Annotated in this window: 21 protein-coding genes; 5 read left to right on the top strand and 16 right to left on the bottom strand. The window is 52.2% G+C overall.

Annotated features, from left to right (window positions below; translation table 11 throughout):
- Window positions 1–2,000 (bottom strand): retention module-containing protein (locus tag J5069_RS23180; RefSeq protein ID WP_264646046.1); only part of this gene is annotated, 2,000 nt, incomplete at its 3' end.
- 569 nt (window positions 2,001–2,569) lie between these two features.
- Between J5069_RS23180 and J5069_RS23175 the strand changes: the two genes are divergently transcribed.
- The 3 genes from J5069_RS23175 (at window position 2,570) to J5069_RS23165 (ending at window position 7,537) form a co-directional block, all read left to right on the top strand.
- The gene (locus J5069_RS23175) at window positions 2,570–3,877 is read left to right on the top strand and encodes a TolC family outer membrane protein (RefSeq protein WP_413542276.1); all 1,308 of its coding nucleotides are present in this window, start codon (window positions 2,570–2,572) and stop codon (window positions 3,875–3,877) included.
- Between the two features lie 125 nt (window positions 3,878–4,002).
- On the top strand, window positions 4,003–6,189 hold the full coding sequence (locus J5069_RS23170) for a type I secretion system permease/ATPase (protein ID WP_264646044.1): 2,187 nt from the start codon (window positions 4,003–4,005) through the stop codon (window positions 6,187–6,189).
- Window positions 6,176–7,537: an HlyD family type I secretion periplasmic adaptor subunit gene (locus tag J5069_RS23165; protein ID WP_264646043.1), complete on the top strand. Its 1,362-nt coding sequence runs from the start codon at window positions 6,176–6,178 to the stop codon at window positions 7,535–7,537. The genes J5069_RS23170 and J5069_RS23165 overlap by 14 nt, the downstream gene beginning before the upstream one ends.
- Before the next feature lie 97 nt (window positions 7,538–7,634).
- On the opposite strand, the gene J5069_RS23160 is transcribed toward J5069_RS23165, so the two are convergent.
- Together J5069_RS23160 and pdeH are read right to left on the bottom strand one after the other, a co-directional pair.
- The gene (locus J5069_RS23160; protein WP_264646042.1) at window positions 7,635–9,152 is read right to left on the bottom strand and encodes a bifunctional diguanylate cyclase/phosphodiesterase; all 1,518 of its coding nucleotides are present in this window, start codon (window positions 9,150–9,152) and stop codon (window positions 7,635–7,637) included.
- 785 nt (window positions 9,153–9,937) lie between these two features.
- Window positions 9,938–10,726 (bottom strand): cyclic-guanylate-specific phosphodiesterase, encoded by a 789-nt coding sequence (pdeH, locus tag J5069_RS23155; protein ID WP_264646041.1) that lies wholly within the window; start codon window positions 10,724–10,726, stop codon window positions 9,938–9,940.
- 186 nt (window positions 10,727–10,912) lie between these two features.
- On the opposite strand from pdeH, the gene J5069_RS23150 reads away from it, so the two are divergent.
- Window positions 10,913–11,173, top strand: a complete 261-nt coding sequence (locus J5069_RS23150; RefSeq protein WP_264646040.1) for a YfhL family 4Fe-4S dicluster ferredoxin — start codon at window positions 10,913–10,915, stop codon at window positions 11,171–11,173.
- On the opposite strand, the gene acpS is transcribed toward J5069_RS23150, so the two are convergent.
- The 12 genes from acpS to trmN form a co-directional block, all read right to left on the bottom strand.
- Complete coding sequence (gene acpS / locus J5069_RS23145; protein WP_264646039.1) at window positions 11,148–11,567, bottom strand: holo-ACP synthase; 420 nt, start codon at window positions 11,565–11,567, stop codon at window positions 11,148–11,150. The two genes, J5069_RS23150 and acpS, sit on opposite strands and share 26 nt — an antisense overlap.
- A complete protein-coding gene (pdxJ, locus tag J5069_RS23140) occupies window positions 11,567–12,298 on the bottom strand; it encodes a pyridoxine 5'-phosphate synthase (protein ID WP_264646038.1) in 732 nt (243 codons plus the stop codon). The genes acpS and pdxJ overlap by 1 nt, the downstream gene beginning before the upstream one ends.
- Window positions 12,299–12,415: 117 nt before the next feature.
- On the bottom strand, window positions 12,416–13,150 hold the full coding sequence (gene recO, locus J5069_RS23135; protein ID WP_264646037.1) for a DNA repair protein RecO: 735 nt from the start codon (window positions 13,148–13,150) through the stop codon (window positions 12,416–12,418).
- Between the two features lie 11 nt (window positions 13,151–13,161).
- Window positions 13,162–14,067 carry a GTPase Era gene (gene era, locus J5069_RS23130; protein ID WP_264646036.1) on the bottom strand — a complete coding sequence of 302 codons (906 nt, stop codon included), beginning with the start codon at window positions 14,065–14,067 and terminating at the stop codon, window positions 13,162–13,164.
- A complete protein-coding gene (gene rnc, locus J5069_RS23125; protein WP_264646035.1) occupies window positions 14,064–14,744 on the bottom strand; it encodes a ribonuclease III in 681 nt (226 codons plus the stop codon). Before rnc ends, era begins: the two co-directional genes overlap by 4 nt.
- A 246-nt stretch (window positions 14,745–14,990) precedes the next feature.
- Window positions 14,991–15,950: a signal peptidase I gene (gene lepB / locus J5069_RS23120; RefSeq protein ID WP_264646034.1), complete on the bottom strand. Its 960-nt coding sequence runs from the start codon at window positions 15,948–15,950 to the stop codon at window positions 14,991–14,993.
- A 16-nt stretch (window positions 15,951–15,966) separates the two neighbouring features.
- Window positions 15,967–17,766 (bottom strand): translation elongation factor 4, encoded by a 1,800-nt coding sequence (gene lepA / locus J5069_RS23115; protein WP_264646033.1) that lies wholly within the window; start codon window positions 17,764–17,766, stop codon window positions 15,967–15,969.
- Window positions 17,767–18,059: 293 nt separating this feature from the next.
- Complete coding sequence (gene rseC / locus J5069_RS23110; RefSeq protein WP_264646032.1) at window positions 18,060–18,518, bottom strand: SoxR-reducing system protein RseC; 459 nt, start codon at window positions 18,516–18,518, stop codon at window positions 18,060–18,062.
- 24 nt (window positions 18,519–18,542) lie between these two features.
- Complete coding sequence (rseB, locus tag J5069_RS23105; protein WP_264646031.1) at window positions 18,543–19,520, bottom strand: sigma-E factor regulatory protein RseB; 978 nt, start codon at window positions 19,518–19,520, stop codon at window positions 18,543–18,545.
- Entirely contained in the window at window positions 19,520–20,176 is a 657-nt protein-coding gene (rseA, locus tag J5069_RS23100; protein WP_264646030.1) for an anti-sigma-E factor RseA, read from the bottom strand. Before rseA ends, rseB begins: the two co-directional genes overlap by 1 nt.
- A gap of 50 nt (window positions 20,177–20,226) precedes the next feature.
- On the bottom strand, window positions 20,227–20,802 hold the full coding sequence (gene rpoE, locus J5069_RS23095) for an RNA polymerase sigma factor RpoE (RefSeq protein ID WP_195316346.1): 576 nt from the start codon (window positions 20,800–20,802) through the stop codon (window positions 20,227–20,229).
- A gap of 314 nt (window positions 20,803–21,116) precedes the next feature.
- Window positions 21,117–21,863 (bottom strand): tRNA(1)(Val) (adenine(37)-N(6))-methyltransferase TrmN, encoded by a 747-nt coding sequence (trmN, locus tag J5069_RS23090; protein ID WP_264646029.1) that lies wholly within the window; start codon window positions 21,861–21,863, stop codon window positions 21,117–21,119.
- Between the two features lie 164 nt (window positions 21,864–22,027).
- On the opposite strand from trmN, the gene srmB reads away from it, so the two are divergent.
- Complete coding sequence (gene srmB, locus J5069_RS23085) at window positions 22,028–23,365, top strand: ATP-dependent RNA helicase SrmB (RefSeq protein WP_264646028.1); 1,338 nt, start codon at window positions 22,028–22,030, stop codon at window positions 23,363–23,365.
- A 99-nt stretch (window positions 23,366–23,464) separates the two neighbouring features.
- On the opposite strand, the gene grcA is transcribed toward srmB, so the two are convergent.
- Window positions 23,465–23,848, bottom strand: coding sequence for an autonomous glycyl radical cofactor GrcA (grcA, locus tag J5069_RS23080; RefSeq protein WP_195316349.1), 384 nt, complete (start codon window positions 23,846–23,848; stop codon window positions 23,465–23,467).
- Between the last annotated feature and the right edge of the window lie 102 nt (window positions 23,849–23,950).

Genomic DNA, 23,950 nt, shown 5'->3' with positions numbered 1-23,950 from the left:
TCCAGCGTCGAGTTGGCGGTGTCGTGCGCCTGATTACCGGCCGGGTCAGTGGCGGTGGCTTTGGCTTCCACCTTGCCCTCCGCCAGACTGCTCAGATCGGCCGTGGTGCTCCATTTGCCGTCCACCACGCTGACGTTTTTCACTTCCACGGTTTTGCCATTGACGTCGGTAAACACCAGATCCACGGTCTTCTCGCTGCTGGTGCCGCTGACTGGGGTGGCGGTGGACTCGCTGGTATTGATAAAGCCATCGTCGCCGGCAAAGTGCTCGATATCGACGCTCGGGCCAGTGACATCCAGCGTCGAGTTGGCAGTGTCGTGCGCCTGATTACCCGCCGGGTCCGTAGCGGTGGCTTTGGCTTCCACCTTGCCCTCCGCCAGACTGCTCAGATCCGCCGTGGTGCTCCACTTGCCGTCCACCACGCTGACATTCTTGACCTCTACCGTCTTGCCATTGACGTCGGTAAACACCAGATCGACCGTCTTCTCGCTGCTGGTGCCGCTGACTGGGGTGGCGGTGGATTCCGCAGTATTGATAAAGCCATCGTCTCCGGCGAAGTGCTCGATATCGACACTCGGGCCGGTGACGTCCAGGGTGGAATTGGCGGTGTCGTGTGCCTGATTGCCGGCCGGATCGGTGGCGGTGGCTTTGGCGTCGATCTTGCCTTCCGCCAGACCGCTCAGATCAACAGAGGTGCTCCACTGGCCGTTCACCACCGGCACGCCAACGATCGTGACTACCTTGCCGTTAACGTCCGTGAACGTCAGGTCTACGGAAGACTCACTGCTGGTCCCGCTGATAACGGTCGCTGTCGACTCAGCGCTATTAATAAAGCCGTCGTCACCCGCGAAGTGGGTAATCGCAACGTCTGGGGCAGAGGTATCGACCCCGTAAGGGCGTGTAGCATTGGCAGTAGTCTGGTTACCCGCCTCATCGGAAGTGGTCACAGAGGCATTAACAGCGCTGTTACTTGCCAGCACGCTACCCGGCACGCCGCTCACGCTCCACGTTTTTCCATCCGCATTCACCGTGGTGGTATAACGTTCATTACCAATCGTCAGCGTGACGGTATCACCCGCCTTCACGTCACCCGATACCGTTCCACCAATGGTTTGACTTTGTCCGGCCTCTTCTGCGTTAACAACATCGTCATTGGCAATGAGATCGATCGCAATGCCTGCATCAGGGGGCAACGTATCGACGGTTACCGAATCCTGCCCGCCCGTACCAGGAATGCCGTTTTCATCGCTATATGAACCATCAGGCACGGTGACAGTGACCGTCCCTTCAAAATTGGGATTTGGGGTGAGCGTACCCGTCCAGCGGGTAGGATCGGTGGGATCCTGAACCAGATTGGTGAGCGTGCCGTTGCTCACGCTCACATCACTGGCATCAAAACCGACTGGCGGCTTGGTAAAGGTGAAGGTCACCGAGCCATCAGGATTGATAACAATGGTCAACGCAGGAGGCGTAGTATCCGGTGTCGTTTCGCTGCTGGCTGCGGCGGCGCGATTGGCAGCATCAGCGCCTGTCAGATCGTCGGTAGACGTCGCGGCAAATGCCAGCCCTTGGGTATCATAACCCGCAGTAGCCTCAACCACCTGCCCTGTCAAGCCAAAGACCATATCGGCAGCATTGACGTGACTGCCACCACCGTCGCCCGCTTCGCCAACGTCAGTATTACCCGCGGCTGGCGCTTCCAGCACTTGAGTCGGGTCAGCGCCTTGTGCGATGGCATCCTGTAATGCTGCCACATCCTGAGCGTCTTGCGCGGTAGCTTGCGGCACTACGCTGGTAGTGTCACTCCACTGGCTGTTTCTCCCAACATCCAGGGTTTTTCCGTCCGGCAACGTGATAGACACCGAACCGTCACCGCCCGTGACGATTTCTTCGCCACGATAAATTTTGTCACCTGCCGTTAATAACCGCTGTGTGCCATCAAGAGAAATGACGAAGACTTGCCCGATAACGAATTTAATGATACCGATTACGCTATTCACTACGGCTTCTCCTTGATATCTATAATTATTTTTATACAGATATTGAGTTGTTGTAAGGGGATATCAACATCATCCTGATGGGTAAATCTGCGATTTGCTCTCCTGGCCTTGAAACTGTGCAGTCATCAATCAACGCGCGTTGACCGTACACTTGCTTAAGCAAAAAAACGGCGCTCCAGAAATGTTAACCACTTAGCGTACTAATGAGTTAACCATGATGGAGAAAACCGGTTTGCCGGAGCAAAAAATGACGGTATAAGCGTCAATCACTTGACTCGCTCAGCATAATCATAAAAAATTCGGAATATTCTTGCTACAAACTTTAATACAAAAGAGCATCAAATATTTCTCAGACCTTGAATCAGAATGAGATAACAATACAATCAACTGATCATAAAGGAGTTTCAAAACTCTCGCGGTGTGCTATTGAGAAAAAAAGGCGTGAGGGTAAATTAAGAATAATCACAAAAAAAACCAAGCATTCAAATTAATCACAGCGTTTACATGCCATAAAGGAAAACAGCATTATGCTACCTGTATTTCGATACGCTTTTTTACCTTTAGGGATTATGGTCGCACAGCCCTCCAGCGCCGCGACTTTACAGGATGTAATCAAACAAACTCTTGCCACGCATCCCGAAGTCAGTGCGTCGGTGAACAGTCGGCTCTCCGCCGATCATGATTTACGCTCCGCCAAGGGCGGATACTTGCCGTCAATCAATATGAACGCAGGGACCGGTCGTGAGCAAACGGATACCGTTTCTACACGCGCCAGCGGCGGCAAAACAGAACTGCAACGCCGTGAATCCAGTATCACTTTACAACAAACGCTGTTTGACGGGTTTGCTACGTCGAGTGAAGTCGGTCGGCAGCGCGCTACCGTTAACTCTCGCGCCTATAAAGTACTGAACACGTCTGAGAACGTGGCCTTGAATACCGTCCAGGTTTACCTTGATGTGCTGCAACGGGCAGAATTTGTCAAACTGGCACAAAACAATCTCGCTAATCACGAGCGTATCTACGATCAGATCCGGCTGCGCAGCCAGCAAGGCGTTGCGCGTCTGGCAGATCTCGAGCAGGCAGAAGCGCGTTTGGCACAGGCCAGGAACAATCTGCTTACCGAGCAGACCAATCTGGACGACGCAAAGACCAACTACTTTAGCGTTACAGGTATCGAGCCCGATAATCTGATACTGCCAGATACCGCATTGTTAACCATTCCCGCCTCGCTGGCAGAGGCCCGGCGCGTCATGCTGACCAACAGCCCGATCCTCAAATCCGCCGAATCTGACATCACAGCGACACAACAACAATATGAGGCTGCAAAGTCCTCCTATTATCCTCGTGTCAACGTCGAGCTCGACCGCAATATGAATAACAACGTGGACGGCGTACGCGGACAAAGCAACGAGTGGCAGGCGATGGTCAGAATGCGTTACAACCTCTATCAGGGAGGAAGCAATAAGGCCAACGCGGATGCAAAAGCGTATCAAATCAAAGAGGCACAGGATATTCGCAACAACACGCTGCGTCAGTTGAACGAAGAACTGCGTCTTGCCTGGACGGCGCTGAATAACGCCCGCCAGCAAATCCCCATCGCAGCCGAGTATGCCGATCGCAGTACGAAAGTTCGCACGGCTTACCAAAAGCAATTCAGCATTGGCGAACGTACACTGCTGGATTTGCTGGACAGTGAAAATGAACTTCTCACCGCACAGCGTCGTCTGGTAGAGATTCAATTCATTGAGAGGTTTACCGAGTATCGTATCAAGGCCAGAATGGGAGACCTGCTGCGCAATCTCTCAATCCAGAGCCCAACAGCGGGACAAAGTTTGGATAACGTCACGGCAGATGTGGATTTGCCTTCGTTAAACTAGCATCTGCGTCGGAAACGACAGTGGGTTGCACGAGGCCGTGGCTCGTTTGTCTGCCGTGTTTTATCGCACCTATCAAGCGTGTGGTAAGCACGGCAGACTGTGTTATGTAAGGGAAGATCAGTGAGATGAAGTTACATTCCGTCGAGGATATCGATACTCCGGAAGCGCCCGTTGCGCATGAACACAACGATCCTCGCACCCGTCATGACGATCCGTTACTGGATGGTTTGTTGATTTTGTGCGCGCTACAGGGCAAGTCTGCGAGTCGTGCGACGCTTACTGCGGGTCTTCCTTTGGCAAAACAGCGCCTGACGGTGCCATTGCTGCCACGCGCGGCCAGCCGCGCAGGGCTGCAAGGCCGGGTATTAAAACGCCCGCTGGATGGCATTCCCGATATGTCGCTACCTGCGATGTTATTGCTGCGGGAAGGCCGCTCGGCGGTACTGCTTGGCTGGAACGACGATGGTTCCGCACGCATCATGCCGAGTGAGACGGAAGGCGGCGAGATACGCGTCGATCGCAACACGCTTCAGGAGAATTATCTTGGTCTGGTGCTGTTTGCACAACCCAGACACGCTTTTGATATCCAAAACGAATCGCTTATCCCACACACCAAATCCTGGTTCAAGGACACGCTGAGGCTGTCGCGCTTCCTGTATGCCGATGCGGTGCTGGCCAGTTTTGTTATCAATATCATCGCACTCGCCACGCCGCTGTTCGTGATGAATGTGTATGACAGAGTGGTGCCCAATCAAGCAACGGCAACCCTTTGGGTGTTGGCCATTGGCGTTATTGGTGCGTTTATTTTCGATCTTATCCTGAAAACGCTGCGTGGCATTTGCCTCGATATGGCAGGAAAAAAGACCGACCTGATCATCTCCGCCTCGCTGTTTGAACGCATCATCGGGATGTCGATGGTTGCGCGCCCGGCCCGCGTCGGCAGTTTCGCGCAAAATATTCATGAATTTCAATCGTTGAGGGATTTCCTCTCCTCGCTGACCCTGACCACTCTGATCGATTTCCCGTTCACGCTGCTGCTATTGCTGGTGATTGGCCTGATTGGCGGTCCGTTGGTGTGGGTGCCCATACTCACCTATCCCATCGCCTTAGCCGTCAGTTGGGCGCTGCAAAAACCGCTGGTTGATACCATCAGCAAGACGATGGAACTGGCAAGCGAGCGCCAAGCCACCCTGATAGAAACACTCAGCAGCCTGGATGCGTTGAAGGTCAATAATGCCCAGAGCGAGCGCCAGCACAGTTGGGAACAAACGTTGGGAAGCCTCAGCCGATTGGAAATGCGCGCTAAAGCGCTTTCTTCTCTGGCCGTCAACCTGACAATGGGGTTCCAGCAAATCGCCGGGGTGGTGATGATTATCGCAGGCGTCTACCTGTTGATTGATGGCAAACTCAGTATGGGGGGATTGATTGCCAGCTACATGCTCAGTGGCCGCGCACTCATGCCCCTTGGTCAGCTATCGGGTCTGGTCGCGCGTTACCAGCAGGCCAAGATAACCATGACCACCACGGAAGAGATGATGCAGTTGCCGCAAGAGCGCCAGGAAAATGAGCGGCCGCTTAAACGCGAACGTATTCAGGGCAGCCTGGAATTCCGCGATGTGACCTTCAGCTATCCCGAACAGAAGCACCGCTCTTTGCACAACATCAACCTCGCTATCGCCGCAGGTGAAAAAGTCGGCATCATTGGCCGAAGTGGTTCAGGCAAAAGTTCGCTGGAAAAACTGATCGTCAATCTTTATCCGCCAAGCGAAGGGAATATTTTGATCGACGGCGTGGACACACGTCAGTTGGATGTCAGCGATTTGCGCCACAACATTGGCTATGTACCGCAGGATATTCAACTGATCAGCGGCACCCTGCGCGATAACCTGATCAGCGGTGCTCGCTATATTGATGATGAATCCATGCTGCGCGCCGCTGAAATCGCCGGCGTCAACGAATTCGCCCGCCTGCATGCGGATGGCTATAACTTGCAGGTGGGAGAGCGCGGCCTGCAACTCTCTGGCGGTCAGCGCCAGGCCGTCGCCATCGCGCGTGCGCTGTTGCTCGATCCGCCGATCATGGTGTTAGATGAACCCACCAGTTCAATGGACAACACCAGCGAAGACCGCTTAAAACAGGCATTACAGCCGGTGTTGCAAAATAAAACCCTGCTGTTGGTGACGCACCGCGTTTCCATGCTGGCCCTGGTAGATCGTTTAATCATTATCGATAAAGGCCGCATTATTGCCGATGGTCCAAAGGCTATCGTGATGGATGCGTTAAAGAAAGGACAGATCAATGCATCTCGCTAAACGCACCGCGGATTTCCTTCGCTATTTCTCCCGCAGGGATCGAGAAACGCTTCAGGCAATTCCTGAGGTCAGCCGCGCGATGCTGGAAGATTCTCCCAAAGCTATCCGTATTACGCTGTGGGCGATTTTCTTTTTTTTCCTGTTTTTCATCTTGTGGGCCGCGTTTGCCAGTATTGATGAAGTCACGCGCGGCGACGGTAAGGCCATTCCGTCATCCCGTCTGCAAAAAATCCAGAACCTGGAAGGCGGTATCGTCACTGAGGTTTACGTTCACGAGGGGCAAATCGTCAATCAGGGCGATCCGTTACTGCGACTCGATGACACCCGCTTCGCCTCAAACGTTGGCGAGACGGAGGCTGACAGGCTGGGGCTGCTCTCGCGTATCGAACGGTTAACGGCTGAAATCAACGATCGCGAATTAGACTTCGCAGCAGAAATCAAAGAAAAAGCCCCTGCCATCGCCAAGGGCGAGATGGACCTGTACAACAGCAGACGCCAACAATTTCGTAATGAGATCTCGGGTCTGGAAGAGCAACTGGTGCAGAAAAAGCAGGAGCAGCGCGATTATGTGGCCAAGCAGGCACAATTTCGTAATAGCCTCAATTTGCTGCAACAAGAAATAAGAATGTCAGAGCCATTGATTGCAGAGGGTGCAATATCTAAAGTCGAAGTGTTGCGGTTGAAACGGGCTGAAGTGGAAACGCAGGGGCAGTTGGAATCCATGACGCTGGCTATTCCTCGCGCTGACTCTGCCATCAAGGAAATTGAAAACAAGGTTCAGGAAGCGCGCGGACGCTATAAAAGCGATGCACTGACCCAGTTGACTGAAGCACAAACCAGTCTGAACAAGATAGCCGCCACGGGTAAGGCGCTGGAAGATCGCGTAAACCGCACGCTGGTGGTCTCGCCGGTGAAAGGCATTGTGCAGCAGATGATGGTCAATACCATTGGTGGCGTTATCCAACCGGGCAACGACATCGTGGAAATAGTTCCGTTGGATGAAAATTTACTGGTTGAAGCAAAAATCTCACCGCGAGATATTGCCTTTCTACATGCCGGTCAGAATGCAATAATCAAACTGACGGCCTACGATTATACGATCTATGGTGGATTAAAAGGGAAAGTTGAGCAAATTAGCCCTGACACCATGACGGATAAAGAAGGCAATAGCTTTTATATCGTTCGGTTGCGCACGGATAAAAATTACTTGGGCACTGAGGATAAACCCCTGGTGATTATTCCCGGCATGGTAGCATCCGTGGATATTATTACCGGAAAGAAAACCATTCTGAGTTATTTGCTTAAACCCATCATCCGAGCAAATGCCGAAGCACTGCGGGAACGCTAATTATCACGCAGTGCTATTCAAGACTTTCATTGAACAACACAACCTGCCCTGTTAATGACAGTTTGTGTTGTTCATTTCCCTAACGTCCCTGCCATTATCACTGATGACCGTTTTGTACGACGTAGATTTGCGTTTGACTACGCCCCATCGCTTTTGCCTGGTACATGGCAGAGTCCGCGTTGATGGCTAACGTCAGTGAATCAGTGCCGTGCTCGGGATAGAGCGCAATACCGATACTGCACGATACTTCGAGCTTTTTCCCTTCAATCTCAAACGGTTTATTCATGGCATTATGAATCTTGTCCGCGACATAGATGGTGTTAGCTTCTTCTTTAATGCCTTGCAGCAAGATAATAAATTCATCGCCGCTACGGCGATAGACAGTGTCAGTATCACGTACTGAACTGCGCATGCGTGCAGCGGCTTCTTTCAACAACAAGTCACCGATGGCATGGCCAAAGGTGTCATTGATCTGTTTGAATTTATCCAAATCGAGAAACATCAGGGCGATACGGCGTCCCGTCTGTTTTGACAGCAAAATAGCCTGTTCCATCTGTTCCGCAAATGTCAGGCCGTTTGCCAGTGATGTCAGTGAATCATAATGCGCCAGTTGGCGATAATGCTCTTCACTGCGACGCAGCATATCAATGGCACTGTAGCGTTCAATGGCAATGCCAACCAATTGCGCAGATTTCTCAATGGAGAACGTCTCTTCTTCGTTTGGCACATAAGGCTTGCGGTGGTAAACACTGAGCACACCGAGGATCTCTTTATTCTGGCCGATAACGGGCTCAGACCAGCAAGAACGTAACCCGGCATAGAGTGCGAGCCCTTTATACAAGGACCAATCAGGATGAATGGAAATATCTTCCGCAATCACGCGCTTACCGGTATATGCCGCCGTACCAAAAGAGGCTGCACCGTCAGCGATTTTAACGTTATGGATGGCATTTTTATAAAAGCCGGGCAAGCTGGGTGCAGAAGCCAGTGTCAGGCATTTCTTCTCTTTATCCACCAACAACACGGAGCAGACGATCCGGCCCGGGTTTTTTTCCTCCACGCTAAACACGATGGCATCAAGGATATCTTTCAACGGTGCACCGCTGGAGAGAAGTTCTAACGCACGGTTGTAGGAGTTATCGTGGTGTTCCTTGGCTTTACGCTCCGTGATATCCAGCTTCACGCCAACATAATTGGTTGAATCTGTTACCTTGTTATACATCTTCGAAATATTGGCTTTTTCCCAATAGAGCTGGCCGTCTTTGCGACGGTTAATAAATTCACCGCTCCAGATCTCACCACGATCGAGCGTTGACCAGAGATCTTCATAGACGCTGGGGTTGGTCATTCCCGAGTTCATTATATTGGTTTTTTTGCCAATCACCTCATCTGGCAGATAACCAGACATGGTTACAAACTGACGATTTACATAAAGAATTTCACAATTCTCATTCGCAATAATGATCGAGGCCGGGCTATATTCTGTGGCATAAAAAATCGTATCGAGGAAGTCTTGCTTTTCGCGATCCTGCTTAAATTTTTGCTTACTTCCCCTGTTTCTGATAACAGAAACTAACAACAGTATTATAAGTATGGTTATTATTATCTCATACACAATAACACGCCCCTCAGTCCTCGAAAGGACTGGTCATGCAAACCACATCACGGATAGTGAAACACACAGACAAAGCGCCGCTCTCCCATACAGATTCGGGATCGGCAGTTTTCCGGAGAGCGGGAGGGAGGGATAAAAAAACGCTCCTGTGTTCAGATAAACTCAAAAACATAGGAACATCAGCATAAAGCCCCCATCTATCACTGTGTGTAAATAAAAATAACAAGTCCAAACAGAGTATCTTTAATTAGCGTTAAGGTGATGAATAATAACTAGTGTTATAAGTTTATCTAATGAAATAAAAAACTTACGAATTCCAATGTTACGTATTTTGAACATCAAAATTCTGTAAGCAAATCAATTATACCAATAGGTATCACTGTTTTAATCAATAAAATCTATCACCACACGGTAATTGATCGTTCTCATTAAATAAAAAACCCTTTTTCTCATTATATTCATAAAGTTACCATCAATGCAAAATCGTTTCACTTATCATCTGCACCTCTTGAACCCCGATGAGGATTAGGAGCGGCAAGGTTCACTCCACCAATCATTAACAATATAAAACACCATCGCTGAAAAAATTACAAGAATCAAACAATGAAAAGAGCCTATCTAACAAAATGAATCACCATTTTTAACGTTTAGGCGTCAGGCAGGGCAGCAAACGGCGAAAAAGCAGCGCGCGAAGAAAGGAAAAAATAAAATGTAAATTATCGTGTCAAGTAACCACGCGCTAACAGTGATACAGGTGCATCAGATTTACCTGATCCTGCACATCGTTACAACGTAGATTTCAGCTCGCTAAAATTCTCAAAAGGCTGGGGGCGCGAAAGAAAATACCCTTGTACCGCGTCAGCCCGCGTTTGCGTTACCATGCCCCACTCTTCCTGCGTTTCGACCCCTTCAACCACTACGTGATTACAAAAGCGGGACAGTAGCGCCACCAGTGACGGGAACAACTGACGCCCCTCTTCACTTTTTTGCAGCAAAATAAACAGCTCGCGCGCCACTTTGATACAGTCGTATTGCGCCTGCATCAGCGATGAAAAATTGGCGACGCCCGCCCCGAAATCATCCAGCCACAGATGCTGCATTTCGGGAAACATCGTCAAGACTTCTTGCGAGAGTGCTCCCTGATTTTCCACGATTTCAAATCGCAGCCAAGGCATGGAGGCGATCAACTGCTTCGCTTCATGGCTCTGTTGTAACGCGTGCAATGTTTGCCCGTCCACATTGACTGACGCCAGAATGCCATCCTGAATAAAACGCGGATGCCAACGGGACAGAAGCTGCATTTGCTCAATCACCACCTGTAACCGCTCGCCCACATTGATACTGGCAAAATAGGTTTCAGGTGAAACAAACCGCTGCGGAAACGCTGGCGAAAACACAGCGGTAAGCAGCTCTATGGCTAACAGCTTGCCGCTGGTGCGGTAAATAGGCTGAAAGTTGTAGCGTCTTTGACAGTGATGCCAATAATGGCGTTCAAAAGCTGCCGCATCCCCAAGTTCAGAAGGCAGCGCCTGTATAACCCCTAAATTCCCCTGCTGCCCAATACATTTTGTCATAAGACCTGATGTGATACGTTGTTAGCCTGCTCATACTTAGAAAAATGGATATCGGCAAAGCCACAGAAAACTTTATTGGTTATTTGGCTTATTACGCTATTTTATGCGAGAGATGTCTGGGAAAGAGAGTGCTCGGCTACGCCGTTACGGGTATAATCCGCAGCTGGTTTTGCAAGGTATAGAGAAATGGCATTACTGATCACCCCTAAATGCATTAACTGCGACATGTGCGAGCCTGAATGTCCCAATCAGGCAATTTCCATGGGGTTGGATACCTATGAAATAGACCCGCTGCGTTGCACGGAATGTGTGGGCCACTACGATGTGCCTACCTGCCAAAAGGTATGCCCGATTGACAATACAATCATTCGTGACCCGCAACAAGTGGAAACGCGGGATCAATTATGGGAAAAATTTGTCGTTATGCATCACGCCGATCGTCTGTGAGCGGGCGTTTTCGCTCCCCCTCAAGGATCACCGTGGCGCAGGCATAGTGCCGTTCATCGGCGATGGTCACGTGTATCTCCGCTACCCCTAAGTTTTCCGCCATTGATTGCGCGCGCCCCCAGAGTCGTAAGCAAGGTTTACCCAACGCATCGTTAAACACGTCGAATTGATCGAAAGCCAGCCCTTGGCTAATTCCGGTGCCTAAAGCTTTCGCCGCCGCTTCTTTGACAGCAAAGCGCTTGGCAAGATAACGGGCGGATTGCGGGTGTTTTTCATAGTGCAACCACTCTTGCGCGGATAATACCCGGCGCGCCAGGCGATCGCCGGATCGCGCGATAATCGCCTCGATACGGGCGATCTCCACAATGTCCGAACCAAGTCCCAGAATAGCCATTAACGACGGGCTTCCCGCAGCAATGCTTTCATCTCCGCGACGGCCTCTGCCAAGCCACTCATGACGGCGCGACCGATAATCGCATGCCCGATATTAAGCTCATGAATTTCAGGCAGGGCTGCGATAGCCTGCACGTTGTGGTAGGTCAGGCCGTGCCCGGCATTTACCTTGAGTCCTTTGCTGGCAGCATAAACCGCCGCATCGCGAATACGCGCCCACTCTTGCTGGCGCAGCGTGTCGTCCTGTGCATCAGCATAAGCACCGGTATGGATTTCGATATAAGGCGCGCCAACGGCTACAGCGGCATCAATTTGCACACGTTCGGGATCGATAAACAGGGATACCAGAATCCCCGCCTCGTGCAAACGCGCCACGGCGGATGTCATGCGCGGCAGTTGACCCGCGACGTCCAACCCGCCTTCCGTTGTCACTTCCTGGCGTTTCTCAGGCACCAGACAACAAAAGTGAGGGCGCAGCTCGCAGGCAATCGTCAGCATCTCTTCCGTCACTGCCATTTCAAGATTCATGCGCGTCTGCAACGTTTGGCGTAACAAACGCACATCGCGATCGGTGATATGACGACGATCTTCACGCAGATGAACCGTTATACCGTCCGCCCCAGCTTGCTCGGCAACAAACGCAGCCTGCACCGGATCGGGGTACGCTGTGCCGCGCGCATTGCGCAGGGTCGCCACATGATCGATATTTACACCCAGCAAAAGCTCTGCCATGAAACCAGTCCTCAAAAAAATCACCGTTAGGCGACCAGTGTACACCGGCCTTTCGGGTTGTTACCACTGCGGTAATCATTGGGTACGGTAAGACGGAAAGGTTTACCGTTCAGGTCATTATTCTTTTGCCACAGGAGGCGTGCGGGTACGTAAAACGGCAGATTTCTGAAACAGTTCACGGCTCTTTAAGGGCTTGCCGCCCAGATAGGGTTTGAGCGCCATACGCGTAAAGCGTTTCGCAGCCCGCAGGGTTTGCACATCAGGAAACTCCCGCGCCGCCAGCGCGCGCAGCTCATAGCCGGTAAAACTGCGCTGATCCACAATCATACTGGCGATAAACCCTTTTTCTTCGCGGTAGCGGTAGGTCATGGTATCGGCAACCGGCTCCCCGCTGCCTGCACAGTGCAGAAAATCAACGCCATAACCGAGATAGCCCAACAGCGCCAGCTCAAAACGGCGCAGTGCCGGTTCCGGTGAGGAGCTCAACGCCGCCAGTTGTTGCAAGCAATGCAGGTAATCGAAGAAGAGTGCGGAAAAGTTGGTTTCGTGCTCCAGCACGCGGGCAAGCAATTCATTGACGTAGAGGCCGCTGTACAACATGATGCCAGTGAGCGGTAATGCCAGGGATACCGGTTCAGCGTTACGCAAAGTTTTTATTTCACCGCGTCCGCCCCAGCGCACCAGCAACGGCGTGAACGGTTGCAAACACCCTTTTAGCGGAGAGCGGCGTGCACGCGCGCCTTTGGCTAAAACGCGGACACGCCCTTCGTCTTCCGTGAAAAGATCCAGCAGCAGGCTGGTTTCACTGTAAGGTCGCCCATGCAAGACAAACGCGCGCTGCCAGCCTTCCATCGGCGTTGACCTTATAAATCGTCGATGTAGCCCAGGCTGCGCAGTGCCCGTTCGTCATCCGCCCAGCCGGATTTCACTTTCACCCACAGTTCCAGGTGTACCTTGGCTTCGAACATGGCTTCCATATCCTGACGCGCTTCAATACCAATCGTCTTGATTTTTGCGCCTTTGTTACCGATCACCATTTTCTTCTGACCCTCGCGCTCAACCAGAATCAACCCATTGATGTCATAGCCGCCGCGTTCGTTGGTCACGAAGCGTTCGATCTCGACGGTCACCGAATAGGGCAACTCTTCACCGAGAAAACGCATCAGCTTTTCACGAATAATCTCAGCCGCCATAAAGCGCTGTGAACGATCGGTGATGTAATCTTCCGGGAAGTGATGCTCGGCCACGGGCAGGTGTTTGCGCACAATGCTGGCAATGGTGTCAACGTTGGTGCCCTTTTCCGCAGAAAGAGGAACCACGTCGAGGAAGTTCATTTTTTCACTTAAAAACTGGATATGCGGCAGCAGCTTGGTTTTATCCGTCACATTGTCAATCTTGTTGATTGCCAACAATACCGGATGTTTTTGATCGCGCAGCTTGCCCACGACCATTTCATCGTCGTCAGTCCAGTGAGTCCCTTCCACCACAAAGATGATCAGCTCAACGTCGCCGATGGAACTGCTGGCTGCACGGTTCATCAGGCGGTTGATCGCCCGTTTTTCTTCAATGTGCAGTCCCGGTGTATCCACGTAAATGGCTTGATAGACGCCTTCGGTGTGGATCCCCATAATGCGGTGGCGCGTGGTTTGCGGCTTGCGCGAAGTAATGGAGACTTTTTGCCCCAGCAGTTCGTTCAACAACGTGGATTTGCCCACGTTGGGTCGCCCAACTATCGCGACGAAACCGCAGTAGGTTTGTTCTTCGCTCATTCAATCTCCAGTATTTTCAACGCTTGTTCCGCTGCTGCCTGCTCCGCCTTGCGTCGGCTGGAGCCCGTACCAATCACCGGTTCATTAAAACCGCTGATCATACAATGAATGGTGAATTCCTGATCGTGTGCTTCACCGCGCACCTGCACCACCAGATAGGTAGGCAACGGCAGATGACGCCCTTGCAGATACTCCTGCAACCGGGTTTTGGGATCTTTCTGTTTATCCCCTGGACTGATTTCATCCAATCGGGTCTGATACCAATTCAGAATCAGTCTTTCGATGTTCTGGATATCGCTGTCCAGAAAAATACCGCCAATCAGCGCTTCGACAGTGTCTGCCAAAATAGACTCACGGCGGAAGCCGCCGCTTTTCAATTCCCCGGGGCCAAGGCGCAGGCATTCACCTAATTCGAATTCACGCGCAATTTCCGCCAGCGTATTGCCGCGCACCAGCGTGGCGCGCATACGGCTCATGTCCCCTTCATCGACACGGGGAAAGCGATGGTAAAGTGCATTGGCAATCACAAAACTCAGGATGGAGTCACCAAGAAACTCCAGACGTTCATTGTGTTTGCTGTTGGCACTGCGGTGCGTTAACGCCTGCAATAACAGGTCGTACTGCTGGAAAGTATAGCCCAGCTTTCTTTGTAACCGATTTATTAAGATGGGATTCATGTGTTACCAATAGATCAACAATACCTATTTACCGCAGCATACGGAACAGCGCTGTTCGGGTCGCACTTACGCACGACAGGGGGAACAAAGCTGTTTCGTTTGCATTGGCTCCGAACGGAGCCTGCGTTTTTCGTTTATTCTCGTGACATTCACCGTTGCAAGAGGCTACCTGCAACGGGAATGCAGTTCGAGATACAACAATTCTACAACGTACCCGAAAATAATGCTGCGGGTTTATCACGGTGATTAATGAATTCGACCAATTCGGCTTAAACGTACGCCCGTTGGCCATTCACCTTCTTGTTTCTCAAAGCTCATCCAGATTGCCGTTGCGCGGCCGACCAGATTCTTTTCCGGCACAAAGCCCCAAAAACGGCTATCGGCGCTGTTATCACGGTTATCACCCATCATGAAATAGTGCCCGTTTGGCACCACCCACGTGGCCAGCGGCTGGCGAGACTGCTGGTAGTACATCCCCAGTTGATCCTGGCTACCGGGCACCACCAGAATGCGGTGCGAAACGTCGCCCAGCGTCTCCTGACGAACGCCCATACGCACGCCGCCCGGCTTCTCCTCACCGCGTGGCAGCGCGTAGAAACCGCTGCTCGATTCCGAACCAGGACGGCCGAACGTTTGCACGAAATCACTGGCTTCGAGGTTGCTGTACGTCACCGCGACGGCGCTGTCGCACGCCGTGCCTTCACACGCGGGACGCACCGTAACCTGTTTGCTGAGCGGATCGTAAGAAATCTTGTCGCCCGGCAGACCAATCACGCGTTTGATATAATCCAAACGCGGATTTTCAGGATATTTGAATACCGCAACATCCCCGCGTCGCGGATGCCCTGTCGGGATCAGCGTGGTCTGCGTGATAGGATCTTTAATGCCGTAGGCAAATTTCTCCACCAGAATAAAATCACCAATCAGCAGTGTCGGCATCATTGAGCCCGACGGTATCTGGAACGGTTCGTAAATAAAGGAGCGAACAACGAACACCAGCGCCAATACCGGAAACACTGACGCGCAGGTTTCAATCCAACCGGGCTGTTTGATGGTTACAACGCCCGTGCCGCCATCCTGCTGCGCACTTAGCGCCGCCTCTGCTCTCGCCTTGCGTGCCGGTGCCCATTTAAAGCGTTCAAAACACCAGACAATGCCGGTGACAAGCGTCGCCAGCGCTAAAACCAAGGCAAACATATTGGCCATGCCAACTCCTCAGGGTTTATTTGCTCTCTTTGCCAACGTGCAGAATGGCGAGGAAGGCTTCTTGCGGCAATTCAACGTTGCCAACCTGTTTCATGCGCTTCTTACCGTCTTTCTGTTTCTGCAACAGCTTTTTCTTACGGCTCACGTCACCGCCATAACATTTCGCCAATACGTTTTTACGCAACTGTTTCACGGTCGAACGCGCGATAATGTGGTTACCAATGGCCGCCTGAATGGCAATATCAAATTGCTGGCGCGGGATCAGCTCTTTCATTTTTTCCACCAACTCACGGCCACGATACTGTGAGTTATCGCGGTGAGTAATCAGCGCCAACGCATCAACACGTTCGGCGTTGATCATGACATCGACCCGTACCATGTCAGAGGGTTGGAAACGTTTGAAACTGTAATCCAGCGATGCGTAACCGCGCGAGGTCGATTTCAGTCGGTCGAAGAAATCGAGCACCACTTCTGCCATCGGAATTTCATAGGTCAACGACACCTGATTACCGTGGTAAACCATGTTGGTCTGCACACCGCGTTTCTCGATGCACAAAGTGATCACGTTACCCAGGTATTCCTGCGGCAACAGCATATGGCATTCCGCGATAGGTTCCCGCAACTCTTCGATGTTGTTGAGCGGCGGCAGCTTGGAAGGGCTGTCAACGTAGACAATTTCCTGACGCGTGGTCTTCACTTCGTAAATCACGGTCGGTGCCGTGGTGATCAGATCCAGATCGTATTCACGCTCCAGACGTTCCTGAATGATCTCCATGTGCAGGAGGCCCAGGAAGCCGCAGCGAAAACCAAAGCCCAACGCGGTTGAGGTTTCCGGTTCGTAGAACAGTGAGGCGTCGTTGAGGCTCAGCTTGCCTAACGCATCACGGAAGTTCTCGTAATCATCAGAGCTGACCGGGAATAAACCGGCATAAACCTGAGGTTTAACCTTTTTGAAGCCCGGCAGCGCTTTGTCGGCCGGTTGACGAGCCAGTGTCAGAGTATCCCCCACCGGGGCACCAAGAATGTCCTTGATGGCGCACACCAGCCAACCCACTTCACCGCAGTTAAGCACATCACGATCGACCTGCTTCGGCGTGAAAATCCCCAGACGATCGGCGTTGTACACCTGACCGGTACTGATGACCTTCACTTTGTCGCCCTTGCGCAACGATCCGTTTTTGATACGAATCAGTGAGACCACACCAAGGTAGTTGTCGAACCAGGAGTCGATGATCAGCGCCTGAAGCGGCGCGTTAGGATCGCCCTCGGGCGGTGGAATTTCTTTCACCAGACGCTCAAGCACATCAGGAACGCCAACCCCGGTTTTCGCCGAGCAGCGCACCGCATCGGTAGCATCAATGCCGACGATATCTTCAATCTCTTCGGCCACGCGCTCGGGATCGGCGGCGGGCAGGTCAATCTTGTTGAGCACCGGGACCACTTGAAGGTCCATTTCCATCGCGGTATAGCAGTTGGCGAGCGTTTGCGCCTCTACGCCTTGTCCTGCATCCACCACCAGCAGCGCACCTTCGCACGCCGCCAGAGAACGAGAAACTTCATAGGAGAAGTCAACGTGTCCCGGTGTGTCGATAAAATTCAGTTGGTAGGTTTCGCCATCTTTCGCATGGTAATCCAACGTTACACTTTGCGCTTTGATGGTGATGCCGCGTTCACGTTCCAGATCCATGGAGTCCAGCACCTGCGCCGCCATTTCACGGTCAGATAAACCGCCGCAGAGTTGAATGATGCGGTCAGAAAGCGTCGACTTACCGTGGTCGATATGGGCAATAATGGAGAAATTTCGTATATGCTTCATTATGAAAGTTTTTCTACCTTGGTATTTCTGAAATTCTTGCCGTCTGGCATGCGCATGCGATGAAAATGGCGGCAATGCCTTCCCCTTTCACCAGAACCGATGCATTCTACATGTCAGACGCCGGAAAACCTAGTCATCAACCCGTATTCCCTTTGATTATGGCGCTTTTATTCCATCATGGCAGACAACCGGGAAAAAGAAGACGTTTAAGGGCAAGCACGCGCGCGTTGGACAGAGAATAGTTCGGTGAGAAGCCACCGGGTGGCACAGCGGCTCGCCCGGTTAAATGAGGCTTAAGATTCGATTTGCAGCGGCTGTCCCGGCAGGGCTATCTGCAAAATAACCGGGCGGTAGTGACGTTTCTCGCCTAATTTAAGTGACCAGCCGCGTACCAGAATAAACGCCAACGCGGCACCCAGCACCGCGCCCAGCACCGCCGCCAGATCGTTGGCGAACAGCGACTGCAACAATCCCGCCCCCGTGAACAACCCCAACAGCGGCACCAGATAAACCAGCATGGCAGAACGCAGCAGGCTACTTTCGGAAATACCCAATTCAACACGTTGACCCGGCAGCAAGGGCTGCTCGCACGGAACGTGCAACGCCTGCTCGGCGGACAGCCCTAATTCACTCAGCAGCCCAGTGCCACAGGTTTTACGCGACTGACAACCGCTGCACCCGGAACGCTGCTCACAGTGCAGCACGGCCACGCCATTGTGCCAGGAAACCACGGTCGCCCACTCTTTGATCATACCTGCGCCCTACATCTTGCGAATTTACTGCGATTGAAAAATGACATTGTCCGCAATGCGTTTGGCCGTCGTAGGGGGCAATTCGCCGACTACGGTGATTTCATAACCATTGCGGATTTCTGTGTGTACGCTGCGCCGTCCCGTGGTGACATACTGCTCGGCACGGGATTCCGACGATGGCGTAATATTAACAGAAAAGCTGAATAAACCATCACTGAACAGACGCGACTCCACCGGGATGCTTATTCCGGGCAGCGTTCTGCGGGTACGCGAGATCTCCTTCATGCCCTGCGGCAGCCATTCAGGGATCCAGCTCAGGTTAACCGTTTCGGCCGACGGTGTCGTCAGCAATGGCGGTAAGCCTTCGGTTAATAATGGGCGCAACGTTTCACGGATGTCATCACTGACCACCAGCGATGTCACCAGAAATTGCTCCAGCCGTTCCCCGTTGCGATCCTGCAAATCAATACGCAACGGCAGTTTGGTGGCAACATCAAACCATACGCTGTAACTATAACGAGTCCCATCCCGGGAAATAATACGCATCCCTTCACACAGGCGATCGGCAATACGCACTCTGCCTGCCGCCGGAATGAAATCATAGAACGCGGAAAGCGATTGATGATCGGCATAAACCAGGCTGGGGAACGAATCGATGATGTGATCGCTGGAGAGCGAGAAGGGTTCGAGATCGGAATCAAAGTAACTGATGTCCCGGTCTCGCTGCACGATTTCCCGGCGAGGCCCATCCATAAACAGCAACTGTGCCACGGGACGGTTGTCTATACGGGCATGCCGATAGCGCAGAGATTCGATGCCCTGCCGTGAGATATTGATGAAATGTATTTCATAATTCAATGCCCGGATAGCATTGCCCATCTGTTGCAGCGAGGACGAGGGCTGAGGCTGCAACACCGTACCTGACGCAGGCTGCGCCAGGACGGTTGTTGAATAAGGTAAGCAACCGAGCAGAATGCAAAAAGCAAACCCAACACGCTTCATTAACGAGATTGCGTTCCTAAAGATTGAGTGCCAGGCACCTGAATAGCGGCCTGCTGTTCTTCATCTTGCTGACCTTGCAACGGCTCCGAATGGAGGCGTCGCTGCAACTCATAGTCCTGCAACATGACATTAATGCGGTTGCGCTGTGCTTCAACCTGACGTTGACCACCGTGCGACACCACGTTTTCAGACGGTACGCCCAGGCTTACCGGAGAGGCGGTGCCCATGGCGGGAAGCGTACTAAACGCAGGCATATCGTTCTGTGCTTCCGGGGCTTGATCCGGGGCGCGTTGCATTTGCACGCCGACGATCACCGCCAACGAGACACAGGCGGCCACGCCAACCTGAGTCAACTGGCTTGCCCAGGGACGCACTTTGTCCCAGAACGACAAACGCGACCAGGTATCGGGATGAGGCTGTGCTTCGGGAATAGCCTGGGGCGCAATGCGCACCGGCTCTTCGGCAATCGCCTGCGCCACGCGCGCGGCAATATCGATGTCAATAACACTCTGCGCCACGTCACCACGCAGCGTATCGCGAATCAAATGGTAGCTTTGCCAACTTTTTTGCAGTTCAGCATCCCGCCCCAATGTGTTAAGCAGTTCGGTATCCGCTGCCTCGCCGTCCATTAAAGCGGAAAGTTTCTCTTTCTGCATACCCATACCCTTACCTTGTCAAATCCATCATGGTTAACGCGAAAACCGGGTTAACGTTGAATTAGCGGTTGTACTTTGTTATCGATCGCTTCTCGCGCACGGAATATGCGAGAACGAACAGTGCCGACCGGGCAATCCATAATGGCGGCTATTTCTTCATAACTCAGGCCATCAAGTTCGCGTAGCGTAATCGCCATCCGTAAATCTTCTGGCAACGCTTCAATGGTTCGAAAAACGATACTTCTCAATTCCTCTGACAACATTAAGTTCTCAGGGTTCGATATTTCTTTTAATGCGCTGGCGGTTTCGTAATTTTCAGCGTCATTGGCATCAACGTCGCTCGACGGTGGTCGCCGCCCCTGAGCAACCAGATAGTTTTTGGCCGTATTGACCGCAATGCGATACAGCCAGGTGTAGAACGCACTATCGCCGCGAAAAGACTCCAACGCGCGATAGGCTTTGATAAACGACTCCTGCACCACATCCGGCACATCCCCAGGAGGAACGTACCGTGACACCAGGTTCGCCACTTTGTGCTGGTAGCGCACCACCAGCAAATTAAAAGATTTCTGGTCGCCTTTCTGGACACGTTCGACCAGAATGCGATCCGCTAGCTGCTCGCTCATCCGAGGTAATGTCTCCTCAAACCGTTCTCCACACGTAAAATAGTACTGCCAGCCATGTCGTTATTAAATAATCGGAGCAAGCTGATAAGTCGGACATCATCGGACAAGAAAAGTTCCCGACGGCGTTTGTTCCTTCTTCTTTTATGTTGCTCAGCCTGCCCCATATCTCTTCGCGCGTCGGCGTTACATCCGTACACGTCGCGCAGCTTTCTGTTATTTAGCTGGGACAGTCAGGGGATCATACGCGAAAAAGCGTTCAATAGCACCGTTAGCCTCTGAGGGTACCCGCACCATTGTTAACGATAGGGAATATCCTACATAAATAAATAGAAATCCTGAGTCAATGCGCGGAAATCACAAGAGTAGCTACCATCTGCTGCGCGCACCGTCAGCGTCTGCCTCTCGCAGGGGCCAGTCTGCTTCGAGAGGGTCAACAGTTCCCGATGCGGTTTGCCCTCCTCCCGCTCACGCACCGCCAGCCGCTGACGTATCGACCACCCCTGTTGACAGGCCGTGATGCAAAAATCACTGGCAACCTGACTCGGTAGCACCACACAGAAACGCCCTTCCGGTTCCAGCAGCCTGGCGGCACACTGGAGCAACGTTTCATGGGACAAGCTCTCGGTATAGCGGGCTTTGCTGCGCGCCTCGCTCCGGCACGCACTGCCGGGTGCAAAATAAGGAGGATTACTCACGATCAACGCGTAACCTGATGTCGTTTGTGCCGTAAACGTCTCAATATCACGGTTCACCACGGTAATACGTGATGCCCACGGTGAAGCCTGCCGATTCTCTTGTGCCTGCGCACTGGCTTCAGGCTCTAGCTCAACCGCATCGAGCGTCACCGCGTCTGGGCTGCGCTGCGCCAACATCAGGGTGATAACGCCGGAACCGCTGCCGATATCCAGCACACAGCCGGTTTGTGGCACTGGCGCCCAGGCACCGAGCAAAATGGCATCCGTACCCACTTTCATCGCACAACGATCGTGCGCGACAAAAAATTGTTTAAACGTAAACCCGTTGCGCCGCAATGTTTGTGCTCGCGCTGCGTGCTGATGCATGATGTGCTGCTCCTCCTGAAAACCGCCGTAGCATAAGGGAATCCCTGCAACAGGGAAAGCACCCCGCCGGGCAACCCCGGCGACAGGACACAGAGGGTGTGTAAACAGATGATGAAGTGCACGCGTAATGCGTCTATAATCAGCGCCCCAAACAGAGGTAGACCATGACTGCAACCCAATTTTCCGATCTTGATCTTGATGAAAGCCTGCTAGATGCCTTGCGCGATATGGGCTATGAGCGCCCCACCGCTATTCAACTGGCGGCGATCCCACCCGCAATGGACGGGAGAGATGTCCTTGGATCTGCGCCAACAGGAACAGGAAAAACAGCAGCCTATTTGCTGCCGGTGTTGCAGCATCTGATTGACTTTCCTCGTAAAAAATCAGGGCCACCGCGTATTCTGATCGTAACGCCCACGCGTGAACTGGCGATGCAGGTAGCCGATCAGGCCAAAGCCTTGGCAGCGCACACCCATCTGGACGTGGCAACCATCACGGGCGGCGTGGCGTACATGAACCACGCTGAAGTCTTCAGCGAGAATCAGGATATTGTGGTAGCGACAACGGGACGTCTGCTGCAATACATCAAAGAAGAAAACTTTGACTGCCGCGCGGTGGAAACACTGATTCTGGACGAAGCGGATCGTATGCTCGACATGGGATTTGCCCAGGATATCGAGCATATTGCCGGTGAAACCCGCTGGCGCACACAAACCTTGCTGTTTTCCGCCACGCTGGAAGGCAATGCCGTCAAGGATTTCGCAGAGCGACTGTTGAAAGAACCGGTAGAGATAGAAGCCGATCCTTCACGGCGTGAGCGTAAAAAAATTCTGCAATGGTTTTACCGCGCCGATGATACCGAACACAAAACCGCGTTGCTGGCACATTTGCTGAAACAGCCGGAAACCACCCGCGCCATTGTTTTTGTACGTAAGCGCGAGCGCGTGCATGAACTCGCCGCCTGGCTGCGCGAAGCGGGGATCAACAGTTGCCATCTGGAAGGCGAAATGGTGCAGGCCAAGCGTAATCAGGCCATCACACGTCTGAGTGAGGGACTGGTCAATGTGTTGATTGCCACTGACATTGCCGCACGCGGGTTGGACATTAACGATGTCAGCCACGTATTCAACTTTGACTTGCCGCTCACGGCCGATATTTACTTGCACCGTATTGGGCGTACCGGACGCGCCGGCAAAAAAGGGTGTGCCATCTCACTGGTGGAAGCCCACGATCACTTGCTGCTTGGCAAGATCAGCCGTTACTTAAATGAGCCGCTAAAAGCGCGCGTCATTGATGAACTGCGTCCGAAAACCAAAGCGCCAAGCGAAAAAACCAACGGCAAGCCGTCGAAAAAAGTGTTGGCTAAGCGTGCTGAAGATAAGAAAAAGAAGAAAGAGAAAGAAAAAACCAAGGTTAAAGTGCGCCACCGCGACAGCAAGAACGTCGGCAAACGCCGCCAGCCTGCGCAGAAAGCGGACGATACGCCTTCAGGCGCAGAGTAATTCCGTTTCGATACCGTCTCCCGGCATTAGCGCCGGGAACAAAAATCGGGCACAAAAAAAAGGAGCTTTCGCTCCTTTTTTATTACCGCAACCGCGCGATTACAGGCTTTCAGTGAAAGTACGCGTAATCACGTCACGTTGCTGTTCCGGGGTCAGTGAGTTGAAACGCACTGCATAACCAGAAACACGGATGGTCAACTGCGGGTATTTTTCAGGATGTTTTACCGCATCTTCCAGCGTTTCACGGCGCAGAACGTTGACGTTCAGGTGTTGACCCCCTTCCACGCGCACTTCCGGTTTGATTTCCAACGGAACTTCACGATATTCAAACTGCCCCAGATCGCTCACTGGAACGATTTGATCTTCGCTGTAATCCGCTTTTGCGCAAACGCAGCGTGCTTCTGATTTTTCTTCATCGAGCAGCCAGAAAGAGTTAACCAGAGCGTTATTGTTAGCTTTAGTAATTTGAATGCCAGTAACCATAATTGCCTCCGTAAAACAGCAGAATCGTGTCTGAACCTGGGAAGGGTTGCAGTACTCACCAACACGAGGTTTTAACCACAAAATGAAATTCACTTACCTTGT

Origin of the sequence: Candidatus Symbiopectobacterium sp. NZEC127 (assembly GCF_025962675.1) — a bacterium.
GTDB lineage: Bacteria > Pseudomonadota > Gammaproteobacteria > Enterobacterales > Enterobacteriaceae > Symbiopectobacterium.
This window is presented reverse-complemented; position numbering and strand designations above follow the sequence as displayed.

What these genes read in the sequence shown, in the direction of transcription:
- J5069_RS23175 (WP_413542276.1), top strand. Translation starts at nt 2,570, where the DNA reads ATGGTCGCACAGCCCTCCAGCGCCGCGACTTTACAGGATGTAATCAAA.
- J5069_RS23170 (WP_264646044.1), top strand. Translation starts at nt 4,003, where the DNA reads ATGAAGTTACATTCCGTCGAGGATATCGATACTCCGGAAGCGCCCGTT.
- J5069_RS23165 (WP_264646043.1), top strand. Translation starts at nt 6,176, where the DNA reads ATGCATCTCGCTAAACGCACCGCGGATTTCCTTCGCTATTTCTCCCGC.
- pdeH (WP_264646041.1), bottom strand. Translation starts at nt 10,726, where the DNA reads ATGACAAAATGTATTGGGCAGCAGGGGAATTTAGGGGTTATACAGGCG.
- J5069_RS23150 (WP_264646040.1), top strand. Translation starts at nt 10,913, where the DNA reads ATGGCATTACTGATCACCCCTAAATGCATTAACTGCGACATGTGCGAG.
- acpS (WP_264646039.1), bottom strand. Translation starts at nt 11,567, where the DNA reads ATGGCTATTCTGGGACTTGGTTCGGACATTGTGGAGATCGCCCGTATC.
- pdxJ (WP_264646038.1), bottom strand. Translation starts at nt 12,298, where the DNA reads ATGGCAGAGCTTTTGCTGGGTGTAAATATCGATCATGTGGCGACCCTG.
- recO (WP_264646037.1), bottom strand. Translation starts at nt 13,150, where the DNA reads ATGGAAGGCTGGCAGCGCGCGTTTGTCTTGCATGGGCGACCTTACAGT.
- era (WP_264646036.1), bottom strand. Translation starts at nt 14,067, where the DNA reads ATGAGCGAAGAACAAACCTACTGCGGTTTCGTCGCGATAGTTGGGCGA.
- rnc (WP_264646035.1), bottom strand. Translation starts at nt 14,744, where the DNA reads ATGAATCCCATCTTAATAAATCGGTTACAAAGAAAGCTGGGCTATACT.
- lepB (WP_264646034.1), bottom strand. Translation starts at nt 15,950, where the DNA reads ATGGCCAATATGTTTGCCTTGGTTTTAGCGCTGGCGACGCTTGTCACC.
- lepA (WP_264646033.1), bottom strand. Translation starts at nt 17,766, where the DNA reads ATGAAGCATATACGAAATTTCTCCATTATTGCCCATATCGACCACGGT.
- rseC (WP_264646032.1), bottom strand. Translation starts at nt 18,518, where the DNA reads ATGATCAAAGAGTGGGCGACCGTGGTTTCCTGGCACAATGGCGTGGCC.
- rseB (WP_264646031.1), bottom strand. Translation starts at nt 19,520, where the DNA reads ATGAAGCGTGTTGGGTTTGCTTTTTGCATTCTGCTCGGTTGCTTACCT.
- rseA (WP_264646030.1), bottom strand. Translation starts at nt 20,176, where the DNA reads ATGCAGAAAGAGAAACTTTCCGCTTTAATGGACGGCGAGGCAGCGGAT.
- rpoE (WP_195316346.1), bottom strand. Translation starts at nt 20,802, where the DNA reads ATGAGCGAGCAGCTAGCGGATCGCATTCTGGTCGAACGTGTCCAGAAA.
- trmN (WP_264646029.1), bottom strand. Translation starts at nt 21,863, where the DNA reads ATGCATCAGCACGCAGCGCGAGCACAAACATTGCGGCGCAACGGGTTT.
- srmB (WP_264646028.1), top strand. Translation starts at nt 22,028, where the DNA reads ATGACTGCAACCCAATTTTCCGATCTTGATCTTGATGAAAGCCTGCTA.
- grcA (WP_195316349.1), bottom strand. Translation starts at nt 23,848, where the DNA reads ATGGTTACTGGCATTCAAATTACTAAAGCTAACAATAACGCTCTGGTT.